The organism is Pseudomonas sp. B10(2017) (assembly GCF_002113295.1).
Taxonomy (GTDB): Bacteria; Pseudomonadota; Gammaproteobacteria; order Pseudomonadales; family Pseudomonadaceae; genus Aquipseudomonas; species Aquipseudomonas pudica.
In genome coordinates this window covers 35749-56161 of sequence record NZ_NEJU01000016.1, presented here as the reverse complement: position 1 = coordinate 56161, position 20413 = coordinate 35749, and the positions used below count along the sequence as shown (strand labels likewise).

Sequence of the window (20413 nt, the reverse complement as noted above, 5' to 3'; positions counted from 1 at the left end):
CGCAACGAACGCGAAAAGAATCAATCCGCCAGCCAGGCATTCGACCATTGCTGCAAATGCTGCGGCATCAGCACATAGTCCCGCAGCACCGTTTCGCGCAGGGCATCACCCTGGCGGTAGCTGGCCTGAGGGTCGGCCAGGTGCATGCGGATCGCATCCAGCCACTGTTCCGAGGTGTTGTTGCGCACCCGTGTGCAAGGCAGGTAGCCGTCATAGGCCTTGGTGTCGGTGCAAATCACCGGGAAACCGCACGCACCATACTCAAGCAGGCGCAAGTTGCTCTTGCAGTCGTTGAACAGGTTCTGTTCGAGCGGTGCCAGCGCCAGGTCAAGGTTGAGACTGGCCAGCTTCTGCGGGTACGACGCCAAGGGCACGCCTTTGTGGAATTCCTTCACATAAGGCCGCAGGATATCCGGGCACATGCCGAAGAATACCCAGTCGACCTCGTCGGCCAGGGCCTTGATGACGTCCAGCAACAGCTCCAGATCGCCCCGGTGACTGGTGCCCCCCGCCCAGCCAACGCGTGGCCGCGCGCTAGTCTGGCGCTCGCTGGCCAGCCCGGCCCACAGCGGGGCGGCGAGCATGTTGGGGACTACCCGGATATCGTGGTGCATGCTCGACAGTGCATCAGCCAGCGGCTGGGTCGACACCACCACCCGGTCGCACAAGGCAATGCCTTGGCTGACCAGCTCGCGCATGTTGGCCGGTATGTTCCGGGCATGGGCGTTCTTTTCCGGCACCTCGATGATGTAGTCGTCGATCTCGTAGATGCGCCGGGCGTTCGACAGGCGCTTGAAGCGCGTCATTTCATCGATCGAATTGACCGTGTAGCGACACTGCAAGATCATCACATCGGGCTTCTCGCGTTCGATATCGATCATCTCCGGGGTACTGTAATCAAGCCGCCCCTGGATCCAGCCCGCACGCTCCAGCTCGGTGAACGGCTGTGCCACCCGGTAGTGACCGACCGCCGAGGTGTTGATCGGCAGCGCCAACACCGACGGCAGCACACGGCTGATGAACGGGTCCCAGCCACGACGCTGTCCGGCATCAAGGTTGAAGCTGGCCATCTTCAGGCTCAGGTTGCGGTTGTAGGCAGGGTCGCGGGCAACCTTGGCCAACCAGCGTTCATGGAAGATGTCCTTGTCCAGCACCTTGCGCTGGCTGTCGGTCCGCACGTCGCGGGTCGAGGCGAAGCGCACGAGCACCGCATGGGGTGTCCATACCGCCAGATAACCTTGCTCGCGGATGCGCAGACAGAGGTCGGCGTCCTGCAGGCCGCCCTTGAGTCCCTGCACATCGAAACCGCCCAGCGTGGCGAACAGCTCGCGGCGCACCAGCAGGCAGTCCAGGCTAAGCGCGCTCCAGTTCTGCACGGCATTGAGCCGGAGCATGTAGCCGCCGCTGTCAGCCGGCATGCCAACGAACGGGCTGCTGACACCACCATGCAGCCCCAGGACCAGCCCGGCGCCAAAGATCTCGCCGCTTTGGGTACATAGCTTGGGCGCCACCACGCCGACCTCCGGGCGCTGGGCCTGAACCATCAACTGCTCCAGCCAGGGCCGGTCGAAGGCGGCGCAGGCGCTGTCGAGCATCAGCAGGTAGTCGCCACGGGCAGCCTCGCTGGCCTGGTTCAACTGCGCCAGCTGGCTGCCGCTGACCACCTCGATCACCCGCAATTGGCTGCTGCCCAGCCCCTGCATGGCCTGCAGCCATTGACGCAGGTCGGCAGGCGTATCCGGCGAGGCGATCAGCAGTACCTCGAATCGGCCATACTGGGTGTGTTCGAACAGGGACTCGACACAACGCATTGCCGCGCTCAGGTCGTCACCGAGCGTCACCAGGATCGAGACCAGGGCTTGCTCCGGGTGCCGGTACGCCACCCGGCACAACGACATGCCTTCGGCACCGACAACCTCGGCATCGACACCCAGACGCCGCAGATGGGCTCGCACCACGCGTGGCGCCTGCTGCACGCAACGCGGGTCGCGCAGCCACTGGCCAAAGTCATGCTGGCAATGCACCAGGAGTTCGTCGATGTGCTCGATGACTTGCAGGCCCTGGCTTTCCGCCAGACGCCAGAGCAGGTCGTGGGGTGCCAGGGCATCGAAGTCCGTGTCGAAGCCGCCGACCTCGCGCAGCGCCGCACAGTTGAATGCCAGTACGCGTCCTACATACGGCAGGCTGCGCATCAGGTCGAGGTTGAAGTCCGGCTTGAAGATGGGGGTTGTCGGGCGCAGCCCGTCATGGCTACCTTCGTCGACATAGATACAGGCCCGCTCGCGAAGTGCCATGCGCTCGCCCATGATCGCCAGGGCATGGGGCACCAGGCGGTCGCCAGCGCGCAACAGCAATACCCAGTCGGCATCGCCGGCGCGTGTCAGGCGCGCCTGCAACTGGGCCAGGCCATTACCCTGCACCAGCATGCGCTCAACCCCGACCGGGTGGCCTGCCAATTCCAGCGTCGCAGGCGCCAGCAGCCAACAGCCAGCTGCGGAATAGGACTGCGCGGCAAGGCTGTCGAGGGTCGCGCGCAGGGCCAGTTCATCACCCGCCTCGGCCCAGATCACCGGGACGATACGCGGCTGCCGGGCCCACTGCTCGAAGCGCTTGGGCAGGGCCTTGAGCTGTGCAGCCGACAGGTCACGGCACTCCAGCCACTGGGCATACACCTCTTCAAACGACAGGCAGTCAGTGCCAACCTGCTGCGCCTGGCGGGCCTGCTGAGCCCCGTAAAGGCGGTTGAGTTCGTATTCGTCCCACTGCGCGCCCTGCTCGCCCTGGTACCGCTCCAGTGACAGATAGCGCACCCAGCCACTGGCTGGTGCGGCCTCGCTTGCCCGCGCAGCCAGCATTGCCTTTATCCAGTCGGTCTCGATGGGGAAGGCCAGGGTCATGCCTGCCTGGTGACTCAAACGTGCAGGGTGCAGACGCTCCATGCTGAGAAAGCGTGACAGATGCCCCAGATTGCCTCGGCGCATGAGGCAAATGTACAGCGCCATGTCCAGGCGCGCGGCAAACCCGCTGCCCTCCTGCACCAGCGCCGGCAGGAACTCGGCCACCAGGTCACGGCGCATCAGTGCATGGCTGAGGCCGCCGAACAGGTTGGGTGCGTTCGTCTCCAACGCTTCGAGCAAGTCGCTGCCCTTGACTACCGCATCCTCCGGGCACATCACTGCATTGAGCATGCGCGGCGGTAGCAAGGCATCGTCGGCTGCGCACAGCATGCGCTGGCAGATGGTCATGCTGACATCGGCATGCTGTTCCATGACCGCGGCCTGCAGGCCGACACATTCAGGGAACAGTCGGTCGTCGTCACAGAGAAACTTGATCAGCGGCCCTTCAGCATGCTCCAGGCACGCCAGCAGGTTGCGGGCGAACCCAAGGGTCTGTGGGTTGCGCACGTAGCGTACCGGCTTGCCGGTCTGGCTCACAACCTCGTCGACGATACGCTGGATCTCCAGGCCACGGCTGTCATCGCAGACCAGCACCTCCAGCGTCGAGTAATCCTGGTTGAGCGCGCTGAGCAAGGTGGCGCGGAAAAACTCGGGGTTGAAGGCTGGGATGGCGATGCTGACGAGGGTCTGTTGATTCACGGCGAAGACCTTGAAGAGGTGGCGTGACCAGCACCGAATGGGCTGGCACACGCCGGATGACGCGAGAGAGGTGAAATCAGATGTAGTTGACCAACGACAGGCTGGCGACCTTGGCATAGGCCTGCAGCGACGCTTGCAGCATGTTGGTCTGCATCTGCAGGCGCAGCATCACTTCAGCCGGGTCGCTTTCGCGGATCGAGCTCTGGGTCTTGGTGTTCTCGGTGCTCAGCGCCTCGTTGGTTTCGGCCTGCACATCCAGCGCCTGGCCACGGCCGCCGATCGCACTGACCGACGACGACACCTGGTTGGTCGCACTGGCGATGTTGCCAACCGCCGAATCCAGCGCGGCGAGGAAGTTCTGCCGCGCCACCGGGTCGTTGTCCACCGGGCTGGTCAGTGCGGTACGCAGCTTGCCGATGGTGTCGAGGATGTTCTGGGTCTGGTGGGTATCGACCTTGACCGCGAACGAGTCCCCGGCATTCGGCGCACCGGACAGCTCGAAGCTGACCCCTGCCGCGGTGGCGGTGGTGCCGTTCGGCCCGCCCAGTGCACCCGATGCCACCGGGCGGCTGTCAGCAGTGACCGGTGCGGCGTATAGCTCGAAGGTGCTGCTGCCGGTGAACTTGAGTACCGCGCCACCGCCAGGGAAAGCGGCCTTGTAGGCAGCCTCATCGGTGATGGTCGCGCCCGTCACTTGCTCGGAAGAGGTATTGCCGGGGCTACGGGTGCCGGAAACCTCATCGGCCTTGGAACTCAGGCTGAACGTATGCCCTGCGATAGCGGCATCTTCATTACCCTTGTCGCCATCCTTGAAGGTGATGTCCAGGCGCAGATCGACACCGCGGAAGCTGATGCTGGTGTTGTCGCCATTGGGGTCGAACTTGCCGCCCTGGCTGGCCTCGAGCGTGACGTCATTGCCGTCGACGTCGGTGATCTTGTATTCGGTGCTGCTGAGGAATTCGATGGTGTACGGCTCGCCACTGCGGAAGCGATCGTTGTACAGGCTGTTGCCGGAGACCTGGCCGTTGGACAGGCTGACGCGGCCATCGTCGGTCGCCGGCGCGGTCAGGCTGGTCTGGCTGCGGCTGGTGTTCAGCGCCTGCTCGAAGGCATCGTAGCCGGTTTCATTGGCCGCCAGGCTGAGCATGTCACCCACCTGCAGGTTGAGCTTGCCCTGGTCGCCCTGGTAGCTGTAGGTGCCATCGGCATTGCGCGCGTAAGGCGGGGTATCGCCCTTGGAGCCAGAGAAGATGTACTTGCCGTTCTCGTCCTTGCTGTTCATCAAGGAGAACAGCTGGTCCTCCAGCGACGCCAGTTCGTCGGCGTTGGCCTTGCGGTCGGCATCGGTGAATGTACCGTTGCCAGAACTCACCGCCAGCTCGTTGACCCGCTGCAGGATGGTGCCGATGGAGTTGAGGGTGCTTTCGGCAGTGCCCAAGGCATTGCGCACGTTGACGATGTTGCTGCTGTACTGCTTCAGCATGTTCTGCTGCTGCTCCAGTTGCAGCAGACGCGCCGCCCCCACCGGGTCATCCTTGGCCGAACGCACGCGAATGCCATCGCTTGCCTCCTGCTGGCTCTTCACCGTCTTGGCAAAGTTGCTCTGGTAGTTGGCCTGGTTGGTGTTGTAGAACTGCGAAGTAGAGATGCGTACGCTCACGATCTACGGCTCCTTAAAGACTGTTGATCAGGGTGGCGAAGGTTTCCTGGGCCGCCTTGATGATCTGCGACGACGCGGTATAGTACTGCTGGAACTTGATCAGGTTGCCGGTCTCTTCATCGATCGACACACCCGACAGGCCGTTGCGGCTTTCCACAGCAGAGGTATGCAAGGCTGTGGTTGCATCGCTGTCCATCTGCGCCTGGCCGGCCTTGCCGCCAACGTTGGAGACCAGCTTGGCGTAGGCATCGGTGAAGCTGATGCCCTTGCCGTTGGCGCCAACCTCGACCGTGGACTTGGTCTGCAGGTCGATCACCGACAAGGCGTTGCGGTTGTCTGCCGAACCTGCGCCGGTCAGCGCCACGGTATAGCTGTCGCCGTTCTTCGGTGCGCCGGAAACGCTCATCTCGAAGGTGAAATTGCCGCCCAGCGAATTGCCGCTGCCATCGACCATCGGCACCGACAGCTGCAACTTGTTCTCCTGGCCAGGCACGATGGTGCCGCTGCCGATCTCGGTACCCTTGGCGTCGTACATCTTGTAGGCCTGAGGCGAACTGGTGTCATCGCCGAACACCAGCTTGACCGGGGTCGAATACTTCAGGCCAGTCTGCAATTGCGAACGTTGGGCGGCATCGTAGATGTCCATCTCCGAGGTCAGCGTCGGCTGGGTGATGACGCCGGTACCTTTGTTGCCCGATCCGCTGGTGGCGGTCAGCGGCGAAGCCAAGGCCAGGCGCTTTGGGTCGGTCAGGACAGTGTCGATGCCTGCGGCCGCATTGCGGGTCGGGGTGATCTTGAAGCTGTCGCCAGCACTCAGGCCGCCACCATTGAGCGACAGGGTGAACCCGTCGATCACCGGGGGCGGGGTGTCGGTGAGGTCGAAGCTGCCCATGTCGGTGCCTTCTGGCAGCTTGCGCACGCTGTAGCCAGTGGCGCTGGTGAAGGTCACCTGGTAATCGCTGGTGCTGAGCTTGCCAGTGTCCTTGATGGTCACATCGAGGTTGCCGGAACCTGCGCTGTTGCCGGTCTTGGCGACACTACGCTGGCTGATGGCCGCGGCGCTGTTGATATCGCCGAACAGGGTGGCACCGAAGTCACCGTTCTTGTCGATGCCCTGGGCCAGCTGGCTGTTGATCGCATCGGCTACTACCAGGGCCACGCGACCGAGCTCGTTGAGCGCCGGGTCGAGGGTATCCTTGCGGTAGCGGATCAGGCCGCCGAGCTCACCACCGGTAGTGCTGCTGGTGATGTCCATCTTGGTCGAGCCGCGATTGAGGATCAGGCTCATGCGAGTCGGGTCGGTGGCGCTCGGCTGCACGCCGATGGTCTGGGTGGTGTTACCCAGCACCAGGGCCTGGCCGTTCTTCAGGTAGATGTCGTAGTTGCCGTTCTTCTGCTCTACAACATCGGCACCGATCAGCGCCGACAACTCGCGCACCGCGCCGTCGCGCTGGTCGAGCAGGTCGTTGGGCTGGCCATTGACGGCCGTCATCTTGGAGATCTGGCCGTTGAGGTCGGCAATCGACTTGGTCAGCGCGTTGACCTTGTCAGCGATCGACGCCATGTTGGCATTGATGTCGCTGTTCTGCTGGTTGAGCTGCGCCGACAGGGTGTTGAAGCGCTTGGCCAGGGACTGCGCGCTGGTCAGCAGCAGTTGGCGCGAGGCGTCCTCGGTCGGCTTGGCCGCAGCATCCTGCATGGCGCTGAAGAAGCTTTTCAATGCAGCGGTGATACCGGTGTCGCTGCTCGACAGGGCGGTATCCAGCGGCGTGATCTGGTTCAGGTACGATGTGGCATCGCTGCTCAGCGAGGTGGTGCTGCGCAGCTGGTTCTCGAGGAACGCGTTATAGACCCTGCGCACATCCGCCAAGGTAGTACCGCTGCCAATGAACACCTGGCCGACTTGCTGGCCGCCCTTGGTCTTCTGCACGTTCTGCTGGCGCGAGTAGCTTTCGACATCGGCGTTGGCGATGTTGTTACCGAGGGTGTACATCCCCGATTGCGCGGCGCCAAGCCCCGACATACCAATGTTGATCAGACTCGCCATGGTTCCATGCCCTTAAAGTTTCGTTGCGGTACCGAGCATTGCGTAGTGCTCGTACGACTTCATCTGTCTTGCGATCTGCGAGATCTTGCTGGCGTAATTCGGGTCGGTGGCGTACCCGGCCTTTTGCAACTCTTGCACGAACTGCTCTGGTTTATCGGCGGCCTTCACCGCATCTTGATAGCGCGAATTGTTCTGCAGCAGGCTGACCAGGTCGTGGAAGCTGTCCTGGTAGGAATCGTAGGAGCGGAACGCCGCTGTCTCCTTGACGAACTGGCCATCGCGGAACTCGCTGGTGATCGCACGCGCCTCGCCACCCTCCCAGTTGCCGGTTGCCTTGATGCCGAACAGGTTGTGGCTGCTGCTGCCATCGGTGTTGCGCATGACCGACTTGCCCCAGCCGGTTTCCAGGGCGGCCTGCGCAACCAGGTAGCGTGGGTCGATACCGATGCGCTTGGCTGCCTGCTCGGCCATCGGCAGCATGGTGGCGACGAATTCGTCGCTGTCGGCAAAGGCCTTTTTCGGTGCCAGCGGTGGCTGGGCCACGGCGCGCCCGAGGATGCGCAAGCCGTTATCCGGCACGGCGAAGGCCTTGGCCACTTGCTGGCCGTCACGGGCCGGCACGGCTGCGGTATTGGTGCTGGCCGCCGACGGCACGATGCCGGCCATCAGGCGGTCGGTGAGCTTGCTCGGCAGCGCCAGGCGTCGTGAATTGAGCGCGGCGACGTCGTTGCGGGTGGCAGTCGACTGCACGGCATGCACGGGCTCGGCCACCTTGTTGCCCCACAACGTCGGTGCATTGCCCTCGATACGCGGAAACGGGCTGGTGTTGGCCGGCGTGCCCTTGTTCTTCGACAGCTGGCGCACCAGTACGTCCTGCAGCCCGATGCCGCCACCTTCGCGGGACATGCTCACGGCCAACTGCTGGTCGTACATGTCGCGGTACTGCTTCACCGTTTCGGTGTTCATCGGGTTGTCGTCGGCCAGCACGTCGCTGGCCTTGCGCGAGGCCTTGAGCATTTCGCTGATGAACAGCGACTCGAACTCCTGGGCCACCTTGCGCACGTTGGCATCGCTGTCGCGGTCGCCATGCTTGAGCGAGCTCAGGCGATTGAGGTCGGTGTAGGCGCCGCTGTCGGCACTGCCAGAAACCAGGCTTTTGCTGTTCATGCGCGCCGTCCTCAGATCACGATCAGGTCGGCCTGCAGGGCGCCGGCCTGTTTCAGGGCTTCGAGGATGGCCATCAGGTCGCTGGGCGCTGCGCCCACCTGGTTCACCGCGCGGACGATTTCATCCAGCGTGGTGCCCGGGCCGAACTTGAACATCGGCTTGGCTTCCTGCTCGGCGTTGACCCGCGAGCGCGGCACAACGGCGGTCTGGCCATTGGAGAACGGCCCCGGCTGGCTGACGATCGGGTCTTCGGTAATGGTCACGGTCAGGCTGCCGTGGGTCACTGCGGCCGGCGACACCTTGACGTTCTGCCCAATGACGATGGTGCCGGTGCGCGAGTTGATGATGACCTTGGCGACTGCCTGGCCAGGGTCGATCTCGAGGTTCTCGAGGATCGACAGGTAGTCCACGCGCTGGCTCGGGTCCATCGGCGCAGTGACACGCACCGAACCGCCGTCCACGGCCTGGGCCACGCCCGGGCCGAGCAGGTCGTTGACCTTGTCGACAATGCGCTTGGCAGTGGTGAAGTCGGGGCGATTGAGGTTAAGGGTCAGGCTGTTGCCCTGGTTGAAGCCGCTCGGCACTGCACGCTCGACGGTAGCACCGCCAGGGATACGACCGGCCGACGGAACGTTGACGGTGATCTTCGAACCGTCACGGCCCTCGGCATCGAAGCCACCCACCACCAGGTTGCCCTGGGCCACGGCATAGACGTTGCCATCGATACCCTTGAGCGGGGTCATCAGCAGGCTACCGCCGCGCAGGCTCTTGGAGTTACCGATCGAGGACACGGTAATGTCCACCACCTGGCCTGGCTTGGCGAACGCCGGCAGGTCGGCATGCACCGACACTGCAGCAACGTTCTTCAGCTGCACGTTGCCGGAGCCGGCCGGCACCTTGATGCCGAACTGCGACAGCATGTTGTTGAAGGTCTGCAGGGTGAACGGCGTCTGGGTGGTCTGGTCACCCGTACCGTTGAGCCCCACCACCAGGCCGTAGCCGATCAGCTGGTTGGAGCGCACGCCAGAAATGCTGGCGATGTCCTTCAGGCGCTCGGCCTGGGCGCCAAAGGCACAGGACAGGAGCAGGGTTGCGGCAATCAGCTGCCTCACGTTGAACATGGTCATCCGTACTCAGAAAGGCCAAAGCGGGCTGATGAAGAAGCGGTCCAGCCACCCGGGCTGGCTGGCATCGGCGAACGAGCCGGTACCGGAATAGGTAATGCGCGCGTCGGCCACACGGGTGGACGGCACGGTGTTGTCGGTGGCGATGTCATCGGCGCGGATCATGCCGGCAATGCGCACCAGCTCTTCGCCGGTGTTCAGGGTCAGCCACTTCTCGCCGCGCACGGCGATGATGCCGTTGGGCAGCACTTCGGCCACGGTCACGGTGATCGAACCGGTCAGGGTGTTGCCCTGAGTGGCCTTGCTGTCACCCTTGGTGGCGCGCTCGCCGCTGTAGCCGGCCTCCAGCGACAGGTCACCACTGCCGAACGGGTTGTTGGTGTTCGGCGTGGTGCCGAACAACGATGTCAGGCCGATGTTGGCGTTGCTGTTTTTCTGGATCTGCGAGCCGGCGTTCTTGCTGGCCGATGTGCGCTCGTTAAGGGTGATGGTGATGATGTCACCCACCCGGAAAGCCTTGCGGTCGCTGTACAGGTTCTGCTCGAAGCCGGCCTGGTAGATCGAACCGTTGTTGGCCGCTGCCGGCAACGGGGTGCGCGGCAGTACCGGCGCGTAGTACGGGTCGTTGGGCTTGGGCGTCGGCGCGACGCAACCTGCCAGCAACACCGCCCCCCCCAGGGCGAAAACGGACAACAGACGATTCATGACGCTTACCTCACGGGTGCAACGGAGTGACGGGGTTAGAGCTGCCTGCTTCAGAGCTGTTGAGTAACGAACGACAGCATCTGGTCAGCGGTGGAAATGACCTTGGAGTTCATCTCGTAGGCACGCTGGGTGGTGATCATGTTCACCAGCTCTTCCACGGTGCTGACGTTGGAGTTTTCCAGGGTCTGCTGCAGGGTGGTGCCGAAACCGTTCAGGCCCGGGGTGCCGACTTGCGGCGCGCCACTGGCGGCGGTCTCGAGGAACAGGTTGTCGCCAATCGCCTGCAGGCCGGCCGGGTTGATGAAGTCGGCGGTCTGGATGTTGCCGATCACCTGCGCAGCCGGGTTGCCGGCGGTGGTGATCGACACGGTGCCGTCCTGGCCGACGGTGAAGGTCTGCGCGTCGTTCGGCACGACGATGGCAGGCTCCAGCGCAAAGCCGTTGGCGGTGACGATCTGGCCGTCGGAGTTCAGGTGGAAGGTACCGTCACGGGTGTACGAAACGGTGCCGTCCGGCTGCAATACCTGGAAGAAGCCACGACCGTTGACCGCCATGTCCAGCGGGTTTTCCGTGGTCTGCAGGCTACCGGTCTGGAAGTTCTTCTGGGTGCCGACAATGCGCACACCAGTACCGACCTGCAGGCCGGAAGGCAGCTCGCTGTCCTGGGTGGACTGCGCGCCTGGCTGGCGTTTGATCTGGTACAGCAGGTCCTGGAACTCGGCGCGATCCCGTTTGAAGCCGGTGGTCGAGACGTTGGCCAGGTTGTTGGAGATGACCGTCAGGTTGGTGTCCTGGGCGGACAGGCCGGTTTTAGCGACCCAAAGAGCCGGAAGCATGTAAGTTCTCCTCGTGCGCCTGTTTTACGGCACCCGTTCAAAAGTGATTAGCCGATTTGCAAAACACGCGCCATGGCTTCGTCGCCTTCCTTGGCCGCGTTCATCATCTTGACGTGCAGTTCGAATTGACGGGACAGCGCCAGTACCGAAGTCATTTCTTCCACGGCGTTGACATTGCTGCCTTCCAGGAAGCCCGATACCACCCGTACATTGACGTCGGCGTCGGCCGGTTGGCCGTCGCGGGTATGGATCAGGCCATCCAGGCTCTTGGTCAGGCCTTTGGTATCGGGGTTGACCAGCTTGATGCGGTCGACTTCGGCCATCACTCGCGGGTCTTCCCCCATGGAGCGGATGCTGATGGTGCCATCGGCGCCGACTTCGACCTTCTGCTCTGGCGGAATCGCAATCGGGCCGCCGTTGCCGATTACCGGCATGCCGTTGCCGGCACGCAGCACACCGAGGGCATCGATGTTCAGGCTGCCGGTGCGTACGTAGGCTTCACTGCCATCGGGCGCCTGCACGGCGATGAAGCCCTTGCCGGTCACCGTCACATCCAGATCGCGGCCGGTTTCCACCATCGGACCTTCGCTGAAGTCGGTGGCCGGGCGCTCGGTCATGGCAAAGGCGCGCGACGGAAAGCTGTCGCCGAACACCGGCATCGAGCGAGCCTGCTCCAGGTCTCGCTGGAAACCGTTGGTGGAAATGTTCGCCAGGTTGTTGGCGTGCGCCTTCTGCGCCAGCGCATTCTGGCTGGCACCGGTCATGGCCACGTAAAGCATCTTGTCCACAGTCATCCTCCATTGCACTGGCGGTCGTTTGCCGCTCGCCGTTGCTATGCGAGCTAGAAAGCAAGTTCCGAACCAACTTTGCGAAATCATGAAAAAGCCCGTGGATACGGGCTTTCGAGGGGGCAGTCGGTGTGTTGGACGCCGGTTATCCGGCGCTTGGTTGCCGATGGCGGCAAACCTGTACCGGCCTCTTCGCGGGTGGACCCGCTCCCACCGGTACAGCGCGGCACCTGTGGGAGCGGGTTCACCCGCGAAGAGGCCGGTACAGGTTTATTCAAGGCTCGCGGCAACCACCATTGCTGTAAGGCCCGGCGAATTTCTTCCAGCCCTCCCCCGGCGGCCATTGCGAGCAGACCAGGCGCCCATCCACCTGGCTTTCCCAGCGCCACCAGGGCGCGGTACCGGCCTGGGCCTGGTACAGGCAAAAAGCAGCGACCAATGTGACAACCAGCCTTTTCATGACCCCTCCGGCAAAGACGACGAACCCCTTCATGACAAAGGGGTTCGCCCACATGCACTCAGCCAGCGACCATCAGGCCATCTGGATGACGGTCTGCATGATGGTGCTTTCAGTGGAGATAGTCTTGGCGTTCGCCTGGTAGTTGCTCTGCGCCTTGATCAGCTCTACCAGCTCCTGCGTCAGGTTCACGTTCGAGCCTTCCAGCGCGTTGGACTCGACGCTGCCCAGGGTACCTGTCTTCGGCGCATCGATGCCCGGGATGCCGGACGTGTAGGTTTCGGTCCAGCGGGTACCACCAATCTGCTGCAGGCCCTGCTCGTTGGCGAAGCTGGCCAGGGCCACCTGGCCAATGGCGCGGGATTGCTGGTTGCTGAAGCTGGCGAACAGCACACCCGTCGAGTCGATGCTCAGGCTCGACAGGATACCGGTCGCGTAGCCGTCCTGGGACTGCGACATGCGCGCGGTCTCGGTGTTGTAGGAGGTGGTGCTGTTCATCGCCAGGCGCATGCCATCGGCATTGCCCACCGCGCCGTTGGAGATCCAGTTACCCGCAGAATCTTCAACCGCCGGCACCCAGCCAGTCATGGTGAAGGTGTTGTTGGTCACGGTGAACGACGAGCCCGCCGGGTGGCCGGTATTGTCCGCAGTCATGCTCTTGACCGAACCATCGCTGTTGAAGCTGATGGTGCCAGTCAGCGGCGCGGTGGAGGATGGCGAAAACGGGTTGCGCCCATCGACCAGGGTGTACATGGTCCACTCATTGGTGCCAGTCTTGCGATAGAACTGCTCCATGGTGTGCTCGTTACCCTGGCTGTCGTACACCTTGGTCGGGAAAGACTTGGTGTAAGTCGTCTGATCGGAAGGATCGAACGGCAGGTTCGGCACCATCGCGCCAGTACCATCATCCACTTCCAACGGAATGTCGGCGGCCGAAGAGTTCAGGTTGATGCCCTGGTCGATCAGGGACGTTGCCTTTGGCTGCAGCGACGACGTATCGATCTGAAGATCGGTCAGCACACCCTTCTGGATCTTGCCAGTCGAGTCGGCGGCATAGCCCTGCAGGCGCAGGCCATCCGAGGTAACCACGAAGTTGTCCTTGCTGGCCTGGAAAGCACCGGCACGGGTGTACACGCGCGAGCCGTTATCAGACAGCACGAAGAAGCCCTGCCCCTGAATCCCCATGTCCAGCACGTTGCCGGTGGTATTGACGTCACCCTGGGTGAACTGCTGGGAAACAGCTGCCAGGCGCACGCCGTTACCTACCTGGTTCTTGCCCACGCCCAGGCGGTTGGAACCTGCATAGACATCGGCGAACTCGGCACGCGACGACTTGAAGCCGTTGGTGTTGACGTTGGCGATGTTGTTGCCAGTGACATCCAGTTGCTTGTTTGCTGCGTACAGACCGCTAAGGCCGATATTGAAAGACATGAATTCGCTCCTTTTGCCGCTCTAGCGGGCCTTAGATACCGATGGTTTGCACGTCGGAGAGGGACACTTTGCCGACACCGGCGAGGTTGAGCACCATTTCGCCGGCGGCGCTGAAACTGACGCTGGTCACCTTGGCTGGCAACAGCGTGTTCATCTGCACCGACTTGCCATCCACCGTGGTGGTGGCAGTGAAGGTGTAGGTACCAGGGTCGACTTTTTCGCCACTGTTGTTGGTACCGTCCCAGATGAAGTCGGCGTAACCGGCTTTCTGTTCACCCAGCTCGATGGTCTTGACGGTATTGCCGTCCTTGTCCTTGATGGTGATCTTCGCTTCACCGATGGCTTGTGGTACGACGAACTGCGCATTGAAGCTTTCTGCGGTGTCGACCACGGCCTTGTCGTTCTGCACCACCACCGAACGCCCGACCAGCGACGATGCCTGCAGGGCCTGGGACGAGGCCATGGCGCTGGTGATGGAGTTGACCGATTCATTCAGTGAGGTAATACCTTCCAGGCTGCTGAACTGCGCCAACTGGGCAACGAATTCACCGTTGTCCTGTGGGTCCAGCGGGTTCTGGTGCTGCATCTGGGTGACCAGCAATTGCAGGAACGCGTCCTTGCCGAGCGAGTCATTGCCGGTCTTGGATGCGGTGTCCGTGGTCTTCTTCGTGCTGGTACCTACACCCGACGCCGCCAGCACGTCGTTGAGGTTCACACCGTTGGTATCGATTGCCATGGTCTGGTTTCCTTATCACTGACCGAGGGTCAGGACCTTCTGCATCATGGCCTTGGCCGTGTTCATCAGCTCGGCATTGGTCTGGAACGCGCGGCTGGCGGAGATCATGTCAGCCATCTCCTCAACCACGTTGACGTTCGGGTAGTAGACGTAGCCATCCTTGTTCGCCGCCGGGTGGTTGGGCTCGTAACGGGCCTCCAGGTTGCTCTGGTCCTCGACGATGCCTTTTACCTGCACGCCCTGCCCTGCCTCGCCTTGGTCTTCGAACAGCGACTGGCTGCCGCCGGCCTGCGCGTCCTGGAAGGTGGTGGCGAACACCGGGTGGCGGGCGCGGTAGGTCTGATCGATGCTCGAGGAAACGGTCTCGGCGTTGGCGATGTTGGACGCAACGGTGTTCAGGCGCGTGTTCTGCGCACTCATGCCGCTACCGGCAATATTGAAGACACTGGAAAGGGACATGGTCATTCTCCCCGCAGGGCCGAAACCAGCCCTTTGAATTTACTGTTGAGCAAGGTGAAGCTGGCCTGGAAGCCGACGGCGTTTTCGGTGTAGTTCGATTGCTCGATCTGCGCGTCCACGGTGTTCTGGTCGATCGACGGCTGCGTTGGCGTGCGGTACTTGAGGGTATCGTCAGCCATGGCCAGGCCCTCGGCCTCGATATGGCGGCTGTTGGTACGATCCAGGCTGAAACGGCCGCCGCTTTGCTGCTTGTCGCTTTCGGCAGCGAGCACCGAGGCGAAGTCCATGTCGCGCGCCTTGTAGTTGGGCGTGTCGGCGTTGGCGATGTTGTTGGCCAGCACTTCGGCACGCTGAGCGCGGAAGCCCAGGGCCTTTTCGTGAATACCAAGCGCCTTGTCGAAACTGATGCTCATGTCGGGGAAACCTTCGGAGGTTGACCGGAATATCGTTGGGCAAGGTATAGCAAGTGCTGTGCCAACCAACAGAAACCCCGGAAATACGGGCTTGCAGGACGAGATGCTGTCAGAGTGATGCCAGAAAAGCGGCAAAGGCCTTCCGCCTTGGGCGGCGAAAGCGGCAATTGCCGGGCGGCAAAAGCGGCAAAACAAAAAATTGACGTCAGCATTTCTCCTGTGCCGGCCTCTTCGCGGGTAAACCCGCTCCCACAAGGTTCTGCACAGCTTTCAAGGTCGGCGCGGTACCTGTGGGAGCGGGCATGCCCGCGAAGAGGCCGGCACAGGCAAACAAAAAGGCCGGCAACTTTCGCTGCCGGCCTTTGTGCTTACTTCGCCTGGTAGATGATTCCCGGGCTGCACTGCACCATCTGGTAATGGTCCGGCAGCCCGTTCAGCGCCTCGGAAGCCCCGAGGAACAGATACCCGCCCGGCTTCAAGGTACTGTGGATACGCAACAGGATGTCCTTCTTCACCTGCGCCGAGAAGTAGATCAGCACGTTACGGCAGAACACCACATCGAACTTGCCCAGGCTGGCATAGCTGTCGAGCAGGTTGAACGAGCGGAACTCGACGCGGCTGCGAATCGCAGGCTTGACTGCCCAGCGCCCCGCCCCCTTGGTGTCGAAGTAGCGCTGCAGGCGCTCCTGGGACAAGCCACGGGCAATCGCCAGGCTGTCGTACTCGCCGGTCTTGCAGTTGGTCAACATCGTGCCGGACAGGTCGGTGGCAACGATCTGCGCGCCCATCTTCAACTGGCCGAGGTTGCTGCGCTCGAATTCGTCGATGGCCATCGAGATGGAATACGGCTCCTGCCCCGACGAACAGGCCGCCGACCACATGCGCAGGCGCTGGCCGGGGTTGTTGCGGATGAACTCGGGTATGACCTTGTTCTTCAGCACCTCGAACGGATAGGTATCGCGAAACCACAGGGTCTCGTTGGTGGTCATGGCATCGACCACCTGCTCACGCAAGCCGCCGCGCGGCTGGGCCTGGATCCGCTGAACCAGCTCGCCCAGACTCTTGATGCCCTGTTGCTCCATCAGCTTGTTGAGACGGCTGGAGACCAGGTACTGCTTATTCTCGCCCAGCAGGATGCCACAGGCTTTCTCCAGGAAGACCCGGAACTGTTCGAAATCCAAATTACCCGTAGACACTACTGCCGCCTCTTTTAAATCACTGGTGCCGGGGGCCTGCCCCCGGCTGCTTCAATGCGCTGCCTTGATCCGGTCGACTACCCGCTGGGCCAGGTCGTCCGGCTTGAACTTGGCCAGGAAGTCATCGGCACCGACCTTCTTGACCATCGCCTGGTTGAACACCCCGGAAAGCGAAGTATGCAGGCAGATGTGCAATTTTTGCATGCGCGGATCGCTGCGGATCTCCGCCGTCAGCGTATAACCGTCCATTTCCGGCATTTCAATGTCCGAGATCATCATCAGGAACTCTTCTTCCGGCTTCTTGCCCTCATCCACCAGCTGGCGCAGGTAGTTCAGGGCCTGACGGCCGTCGTTGAGCGCTACCACCTCGACCCCCACGGTCTGCAGGCAGCGGCTGACCTGCTTGCGCGCCACCGACGAATCGTCGACGGTGAGCACCCGCAACAGCACGGCCTTGTCCTGCACCTCGGCATCGATCACCCCGGCCGACACCGATTCGGACGACGGCGCCACTTCGGCCAGCACCTTCTCCACATCGATGATCTCGACCATGCGGTTGTCCACCCGGGTGACCGCCGTCAGGTAGTGGTCACGGCCGGTGCCCTTGGGTGGCGGATGGATTTCTTCCCAGTTCATGTTGACGATGCGCTCCACCGAGTGCACCAGGAAGCCCTGGGTCTTGGTGTTGTACTCGGTGATGATCACGAAACTGTTGCGCGTGTCTTCCTGCAGCGGCCGCAACCCGGTGGCCATCGACAGGTCGAGGATCGGGATGGTCGCCCCGCGAATATTGGCAACACCGCGCACCACCGGGTGCGCCTTGGGCAGCAGGGTCAGCGCAGGGCATTGCAGCACCTCCCTGACCTTGAATACGTTGATGCCGTAAAGCTGCTCGCCATTGAGGCGGAACAGCAGCAATTCCAGGCGATTCTGCCCCACCAGCTGCGTGCGCTGGTTGACCGAATCCATAACACCTGCCATGCCAGACTCCTTTATGTTTCAGCCTTTCGTTGCAACTCAGGTAGCGAGTCGGCACGGGCTTTGCTTTTTTGAGCGCCATGTACACGAAAACGACATTTTTCCGACGATTGACACGCCTGCTGACTGGCTCGCTGGCCATGCTGTGCCTGATGGTGCCCGGCGCTCGCACGGTAGCGGACGCGTTTACCTTGCCTGAACAGCTTATCGGTGTCACTCAAGGGTTTCTTGAATTCAGCGTCGAAGATTATCTGGCCACCACCCAGACCGCCGGCCGTTACGAGATCCAGGTCAACCCACTGGACCCGCGCCTGCGCATGCCGCTGTGCAGCCAGCAGCTGGACGCCTCGCTGGAAAGCCCGGCCCAGCCGCTGGGCCGCGTCACGGTAAAGGTACGCTGCGAAGGCACTGCGCCATGGACCGTATTCGTGCCGGCCACCGTGCGGCTGTTCCGCGATGTGGTGGTGGTGACCCGGCCGCTCAAGCGCGACAACGTGGTGGGCGAAGGCGACGTGGCCCTGCGCGAGCGCGATGTCGGCACCCTGGGCCAAGGCTTTTTGACCGAACTGGAACAGGCGGTGGGCATGAAGATGCTGCGCCCCACGGTGATCGACCAGGTACTCACCCCGCAACATCTGGAACAGGCCGAGGTGGTGCGCAAGGGCGACCACGTGGTGATCATCGCCCGCAGTGGCAGCCTGAGTGTGCGCATGCCCGGAGAAGCCCTGAGCAAGGGCGGCCTGAGCGAACAGATCCGGGTGCGCAATCTCAATTCCAAACGGGTAATCAAAGCCAGGGTGACCGGCCCCGGCCAGGTCGAGGTAAGTATGTAGCCAGCCCATTGATTTGCGCTGGCGGTGAGGAACCGCTTTTCCTAAACTGTGTCAGAAAACGGGTTCGCGAGCTTGCTGACAGGCGGCTATGCATTTGTGCCTAAAGTTTCTTTCGGGTTGGCCGAAAACAAGGCAAGCGTCCAAATACCCAGAGGTTTCTGATCATGGTCATCGACTTCAGTCGTTTGAATAACTCTCCGTCCGTAACGGGCGGCGTGCGCGGCAACACCGCGAGCGGCAGCGCCGAAAAACCGGCAGCCAGCCAGGAAGCGGCAACCGCCACCAGCGCCAGCGGAGAAGCGGTACACCTCAGCCAAGAGGCCCAGCAGTTGCAGAAGATCAGCGACAAGCTGCGCGACGAGCCGGTGGTCAACAGTGCCCGTGTGGCCCAGTTGAAACAGGCGATCGCCGACGGCAGCTACCAGGTCGATGCCGGCCGGGTCGCCAGCAAACTGCTCGATTTCGAAGCCCAGCGCTGACCGTTCGGCGCGCTGACTTCATGGACGCTAGAAAAGCCAAGAGTTAGCCATGCACGACACCACCTTGCTGCAACTGATCGAAGATGACATTGCCCCCATGCAGGAACTGCTGGAGCTTCTGCAAAAAGAAGCGATCGCCCTGCATGGCCGCGACATGGCGCCACTGGAGAACATCCTGGCCCGCAAGCAGTCTTTGATCGTGCTGCTGGAGCAGCAAGGCCTGCGGCGCAACAACCTGCTTGCCAGCCTTGGCCTGAGCCCTGATCGCGCCGGAGTGGAAGCCGTGGCGGCACAATCGCCGAACGGTGAGCTGCTACTGCAACAACTCGATGTGATCAGCCAGCTGATGCAAGCCTGCCAGCAGCTCAACGAGACCAATGGCCGGATCATCCAGGTGCAGCAACACGTCACCAACAACCAGATCCGGATCCTCATGGGCGGCGAAGCCCCTTCGCTCTACGACAGCCGCGGCAGCACCTCGCCACTGGCCAAGCCACGGGCGCTCAGCCAAGTGTGATTTTTTCTATCAAGGCACGGAACATACTGGCAAAATGCCGTTAATTGCGTGTGTCGCTTTTGCCTGGAGAACGATAAGCCGTGTTCAATGAATCCGATGCCCCGCAGCCGCCAAAGGTGCTGAACACCCCTTTGGAGATTGCGGCCAACTTGCGGCAGCTGCAGGAAAGCCATGACCCTCTGATCATCACCTTCCACGACCGCAGCCAGCGCTTCCAGAGCTACGTGGTGCACGTGGACCGTGAAAGCAACACCTTGGCGCTGGACGAGATGATCCCGCGCGACGGTGAGAAGTTCATCGAGAACGGCGAACACTTTCGCGTCGAAGGCTTCCACGATGGCGTGCGTATCGCCTGGGACTGTAACCACGAGCTGAAGATCAGCGAAGTCGACGGCCACCGTTGCTACCGCGGCGCCATGCCCCAGGAAATGACCTACCACCAGCGCCGCAACGCCTTCCGTGCCGCGCTGAAGCTGTCGCAGCTGGTCGATATCATCCTTGATGGTACCCACCTCAAGGGCAACGGCGCCCTGCGTGGCAAGCTGCTGGACATCTCCGCCACCGGCTGCAAGCTGCGCTTCGAAGGCAATGTCGAAGATCGCCTGCAACTGGGCCAGGTGTACGAGCGATTCAAGGCGGGTAACCCGCTGGGCCTGGTCGACACCATGGTCGAGCTGCGTCACCTGCACTATGAAGAGCGGATCAACACCACCTTTGCCGGGGTGCGCTTCCACAACCTCAACGGGCAGGCGCAGCGCAAGGTCGAGAGCTTCGTGTACCAGTTGCAGCGTGAAGCGCGGCGGTTCGACAAAGACGACTATTGATTGTCGATCGAGTACAAAAACGCCACCTATCAAGGTGGCGTTGTCATTGGTGCTTCTCCTCTGCCGGCCTCTTCGCGGGCTCGCCCGCTCCCACAGGTACAGCGCATGCCTTGAGCCCGGCGCGGCTTCCTGTGGGAGCGGGTTCACCCGCGAAGAGGCCGGCATAG

The 20413-nt window shown here is 62.2% G+C and carries 19 protein-coding genes; 4 read left to right on the top strand and 15 right to left on the bottom strand.

Translation table 11 applies throughout. The features are described from left to right. Positions 1 to 20: 20 nt before the first annotated feature. From CAF92_RS18940 to CAF92_RS18870, 15 genes are all read right to left on the bottom strand, one after another. Entirely contained in the window at positions 21 to 3596 is a 3576-nt protein-coding gene (locus tag CAF92_RS18940) for a glycosyltransferase (protein ID WP_085601611.1), read from the bottom strand. A 76-nt stretch (positions 3597 to 3672) separates the two neighbouring features. Then, positions 3673 to 5256, bottom strand: coding sequence for a flagellar hook-associated protein 3 (locus CAF92_RS18935; protein ID WP_046614603.1), 1584 nt, complete (start codon positions 5254 to 5256; stop codon positions 3673 to 3675). A gap of 13 nt (positions 5257 to 5269) precedes the next feature. Continuing rightward, positions 5270 to 7303 (bottom strand): flagellar hook-associated protein FlgK, encoded by a 2034-nt coding sequence (gene flgK, locus CAF92_RS18930; RefSeq protein WP_085601610.1) that lies wholly within the window; start codon positions 7301 to 7303, stop codon positions 5270 to 5272. A 12-nt stretch (positions 7304 to 7315) separates the two neighbouring features. Continuing rightward, complete coding sequence (flgJ, locus tag CAF92_RS18925) at positions 7316 to 8470, bottom strand: flagellar assembly peptidoglycan hydrolase FlgJ (protein WP_046614605.1); 1155 nt, start codon at positions 8468 to 8470, stop codon at positions 7316 to 7318. A gap of 11 nt (positions 8471 to 8481) precedes the next feature. Further along, positions 8482 to 9591 carry a flagellar basal body P-ring protein FlgI gene (locus CAF92_RS18920; RefSeq protein WP_015271237.1) on the bottom strand — a complete coding sequence of 370 codons (1110 nt, stop codon included), beginning with the start codon at positions 9589 to 9591 and terminating at the stop codon, positions 8482 to 8484. Between the two features lie 12 nt (positions 9592 to 9603). Next, positions 9604 to 10299 carry a flagellar basal body L-ring protein FlgH gene (gene flgH, locus CAF92_RS18915; protein WP_015271238.1) on the bottom strand — a complete coding sequence of 232 codons (696 nt, stop codon included), beginning with the start codon at positions 10297 to 10299 and terminating at the stop codon, positions 9604 to 9606. 50 nt (positions 10300 to 10349) lie between these two features. Next, the gene (gene flgG / locus CAF92_RS18910; protein ID WP_015271239.1) at positions 10350 to 11135 is read right to left on the bottom strand and encodes a flagellar basal-body rod protein FlgG; all 786 of its coding nucleotides are present in this window, start codon (positions 11133 to 11135) and stop codon (positions 10350 to 10352) included. A gap of 47 nt (positions 11136 to 11182) precedes the next feature. After that, the gene (locus CAF92_RS18905; protein ID WP_085601609.1) at positions 11183 to 11923 is read right to left on the bottom strand and encodes a flagellar basal body rod protein FlgF; all 741 of its coding nucleotides are present in this window, start codon (positions 11921 to 11923) and stop codon (positions 11183 to 11185) included. A 274-nt stretch (positions 11924 to 12197) separates the two neighbouring features. Then, positions 12198 to 12383, bottom strand: a complete 186-nt coding sequence (locus tag CAF92_RS18900) for a hypothetical protein (protein ID WP_046614606.1) — start codon at positions 12381 to 12383, stop codon at positions 12198 to 12200. A 72-nt stretch (positions 12384 to 12455) separates the two neighbouring features. Then, entirely contained in the window at positions 12456 to 13811 is a 1356-nt protein-coding gene (gene flgE, locus CAF92_RS18895; protein ID WP_046614607.1) for a flagellar hook protein FlgE, read from the bottom strand. A 31-nt stretch (positions 13812 to 13842) separates the two neighbouring features. Next, the gene (flgD, locus tag CAF92_RS18890) at positions 13843 to 14547 is read right to left on the bottom strand and encodes a flagellar hook assembly protein FlgD (protein WP_085601608.1); all 705 of its coding nucleotides are present in this window, start codon (positions 14545 to 14547) and stop codon (positions 13843 to 13845) included. A gap of 15 nt (positions 14548 to 14562) precedes the next feature. Further along, entirely contained in the window at positions 14563 to 15006 is a 444-nt protein-coding gene (flgC, locus tag CAF92_RS18885) for a flagellar basal body rod protein FlgC (RefSeq protein WP_003257260.1), read from the bottom strand. Between the two features lie 2 nt (positions 15007 to 15008). Beyond that, positions 15009 to 15419, bottom strand: a complete 411-nt coding sequence (flgB, locus tag CAF92_RS18880; RefSeq protein WP_015271243.1) for a flagellar basal body rod protein FlgB — start codon at positions 15417 to 15419, stop codon at positions 15009 to 15011. Positions 15420 to 15787: 368 nt separating this feature from the next. Next, positions 15788 to 16615 (bottom strand): protein-glutamate O-methyltransferase CheR, encoded by an 828-nt coding sequence (gene cheR, locus CAF92_RS18875; protein ID WP_046614609.1) that lies wholly within the window; start codon positions 16613 to 16615, stop codon positions 15788 to 15790. Between the two features lie 51 nt (positions 16616 to 16666). Next, positions 16667 to 17596, bottom strand: coding sequence for a chemotaxis protein CheV (locus CAF92_RS18870; protein ID WP_013973629.1), 930 nt, complete (start codon positions 17594 to 17596; stop codon positions 16667 to 16669). Between the two features lie 77 nt (positions 17597 to 17673). Between CAF92_RS18870 and flgA the strand changes: the two genes are divergently transcribed. The 4 genes from flgA (at position 17674) to CAF92_RS18850 (ending at position 20246) form a co-directional block, all read left to right on the top strand. Further along, entirely contained in the window at positions 17674 to 18426 is a 753-nt protein-coding gene (flgA, locus tag CAF92_RS18865) for a flagellar basal body P-ring formation chaperone FlgA (RefSeq protein WP_046614610.1), read from the top strand. Positions 18427 to 18590: 164 nt separating this feature from the next. Continuing rightward, positions 18591 to 18905: a flagellar biosynthesis anti-sigma factor FlgM gene (gene flgM, locus CAF92_RS18860; RefSeq protein ID WP_015271247.1), complete on the top strand. Its 315-nt coding sequence runs from the start codon at positions 18591 to 18593 to the stop codon at positions 18903 to 18905. Positions 18906 to 18954: 49 nt separating this feature from the next. Continuing rightward, positions 18955 to 19422, top strand: coding sequence for a flagella synthesis protein FlgN (locus CAF92_RS18855; RefSeq protein WP_085601607.1), 468 nt, complete (start codon positions 18955 to 18957; stop codon positions 19420 to 19422). Between the two features lie 80 nt (positions 19423 to 19502). After that, the gene (locus CAF92_RS18850) at positions 19503 to 20246 is read left to right on the top strand and encodes a flagellar brake protein (protein WP_046614612.1); all 744 of its coding nucleotides are present in this window, start codon (positions 19503 to 19505) and stop codon (positions 20244 to 20246) included. Positions 20247 to 20413: the final 167 nt, after the last annotated feature.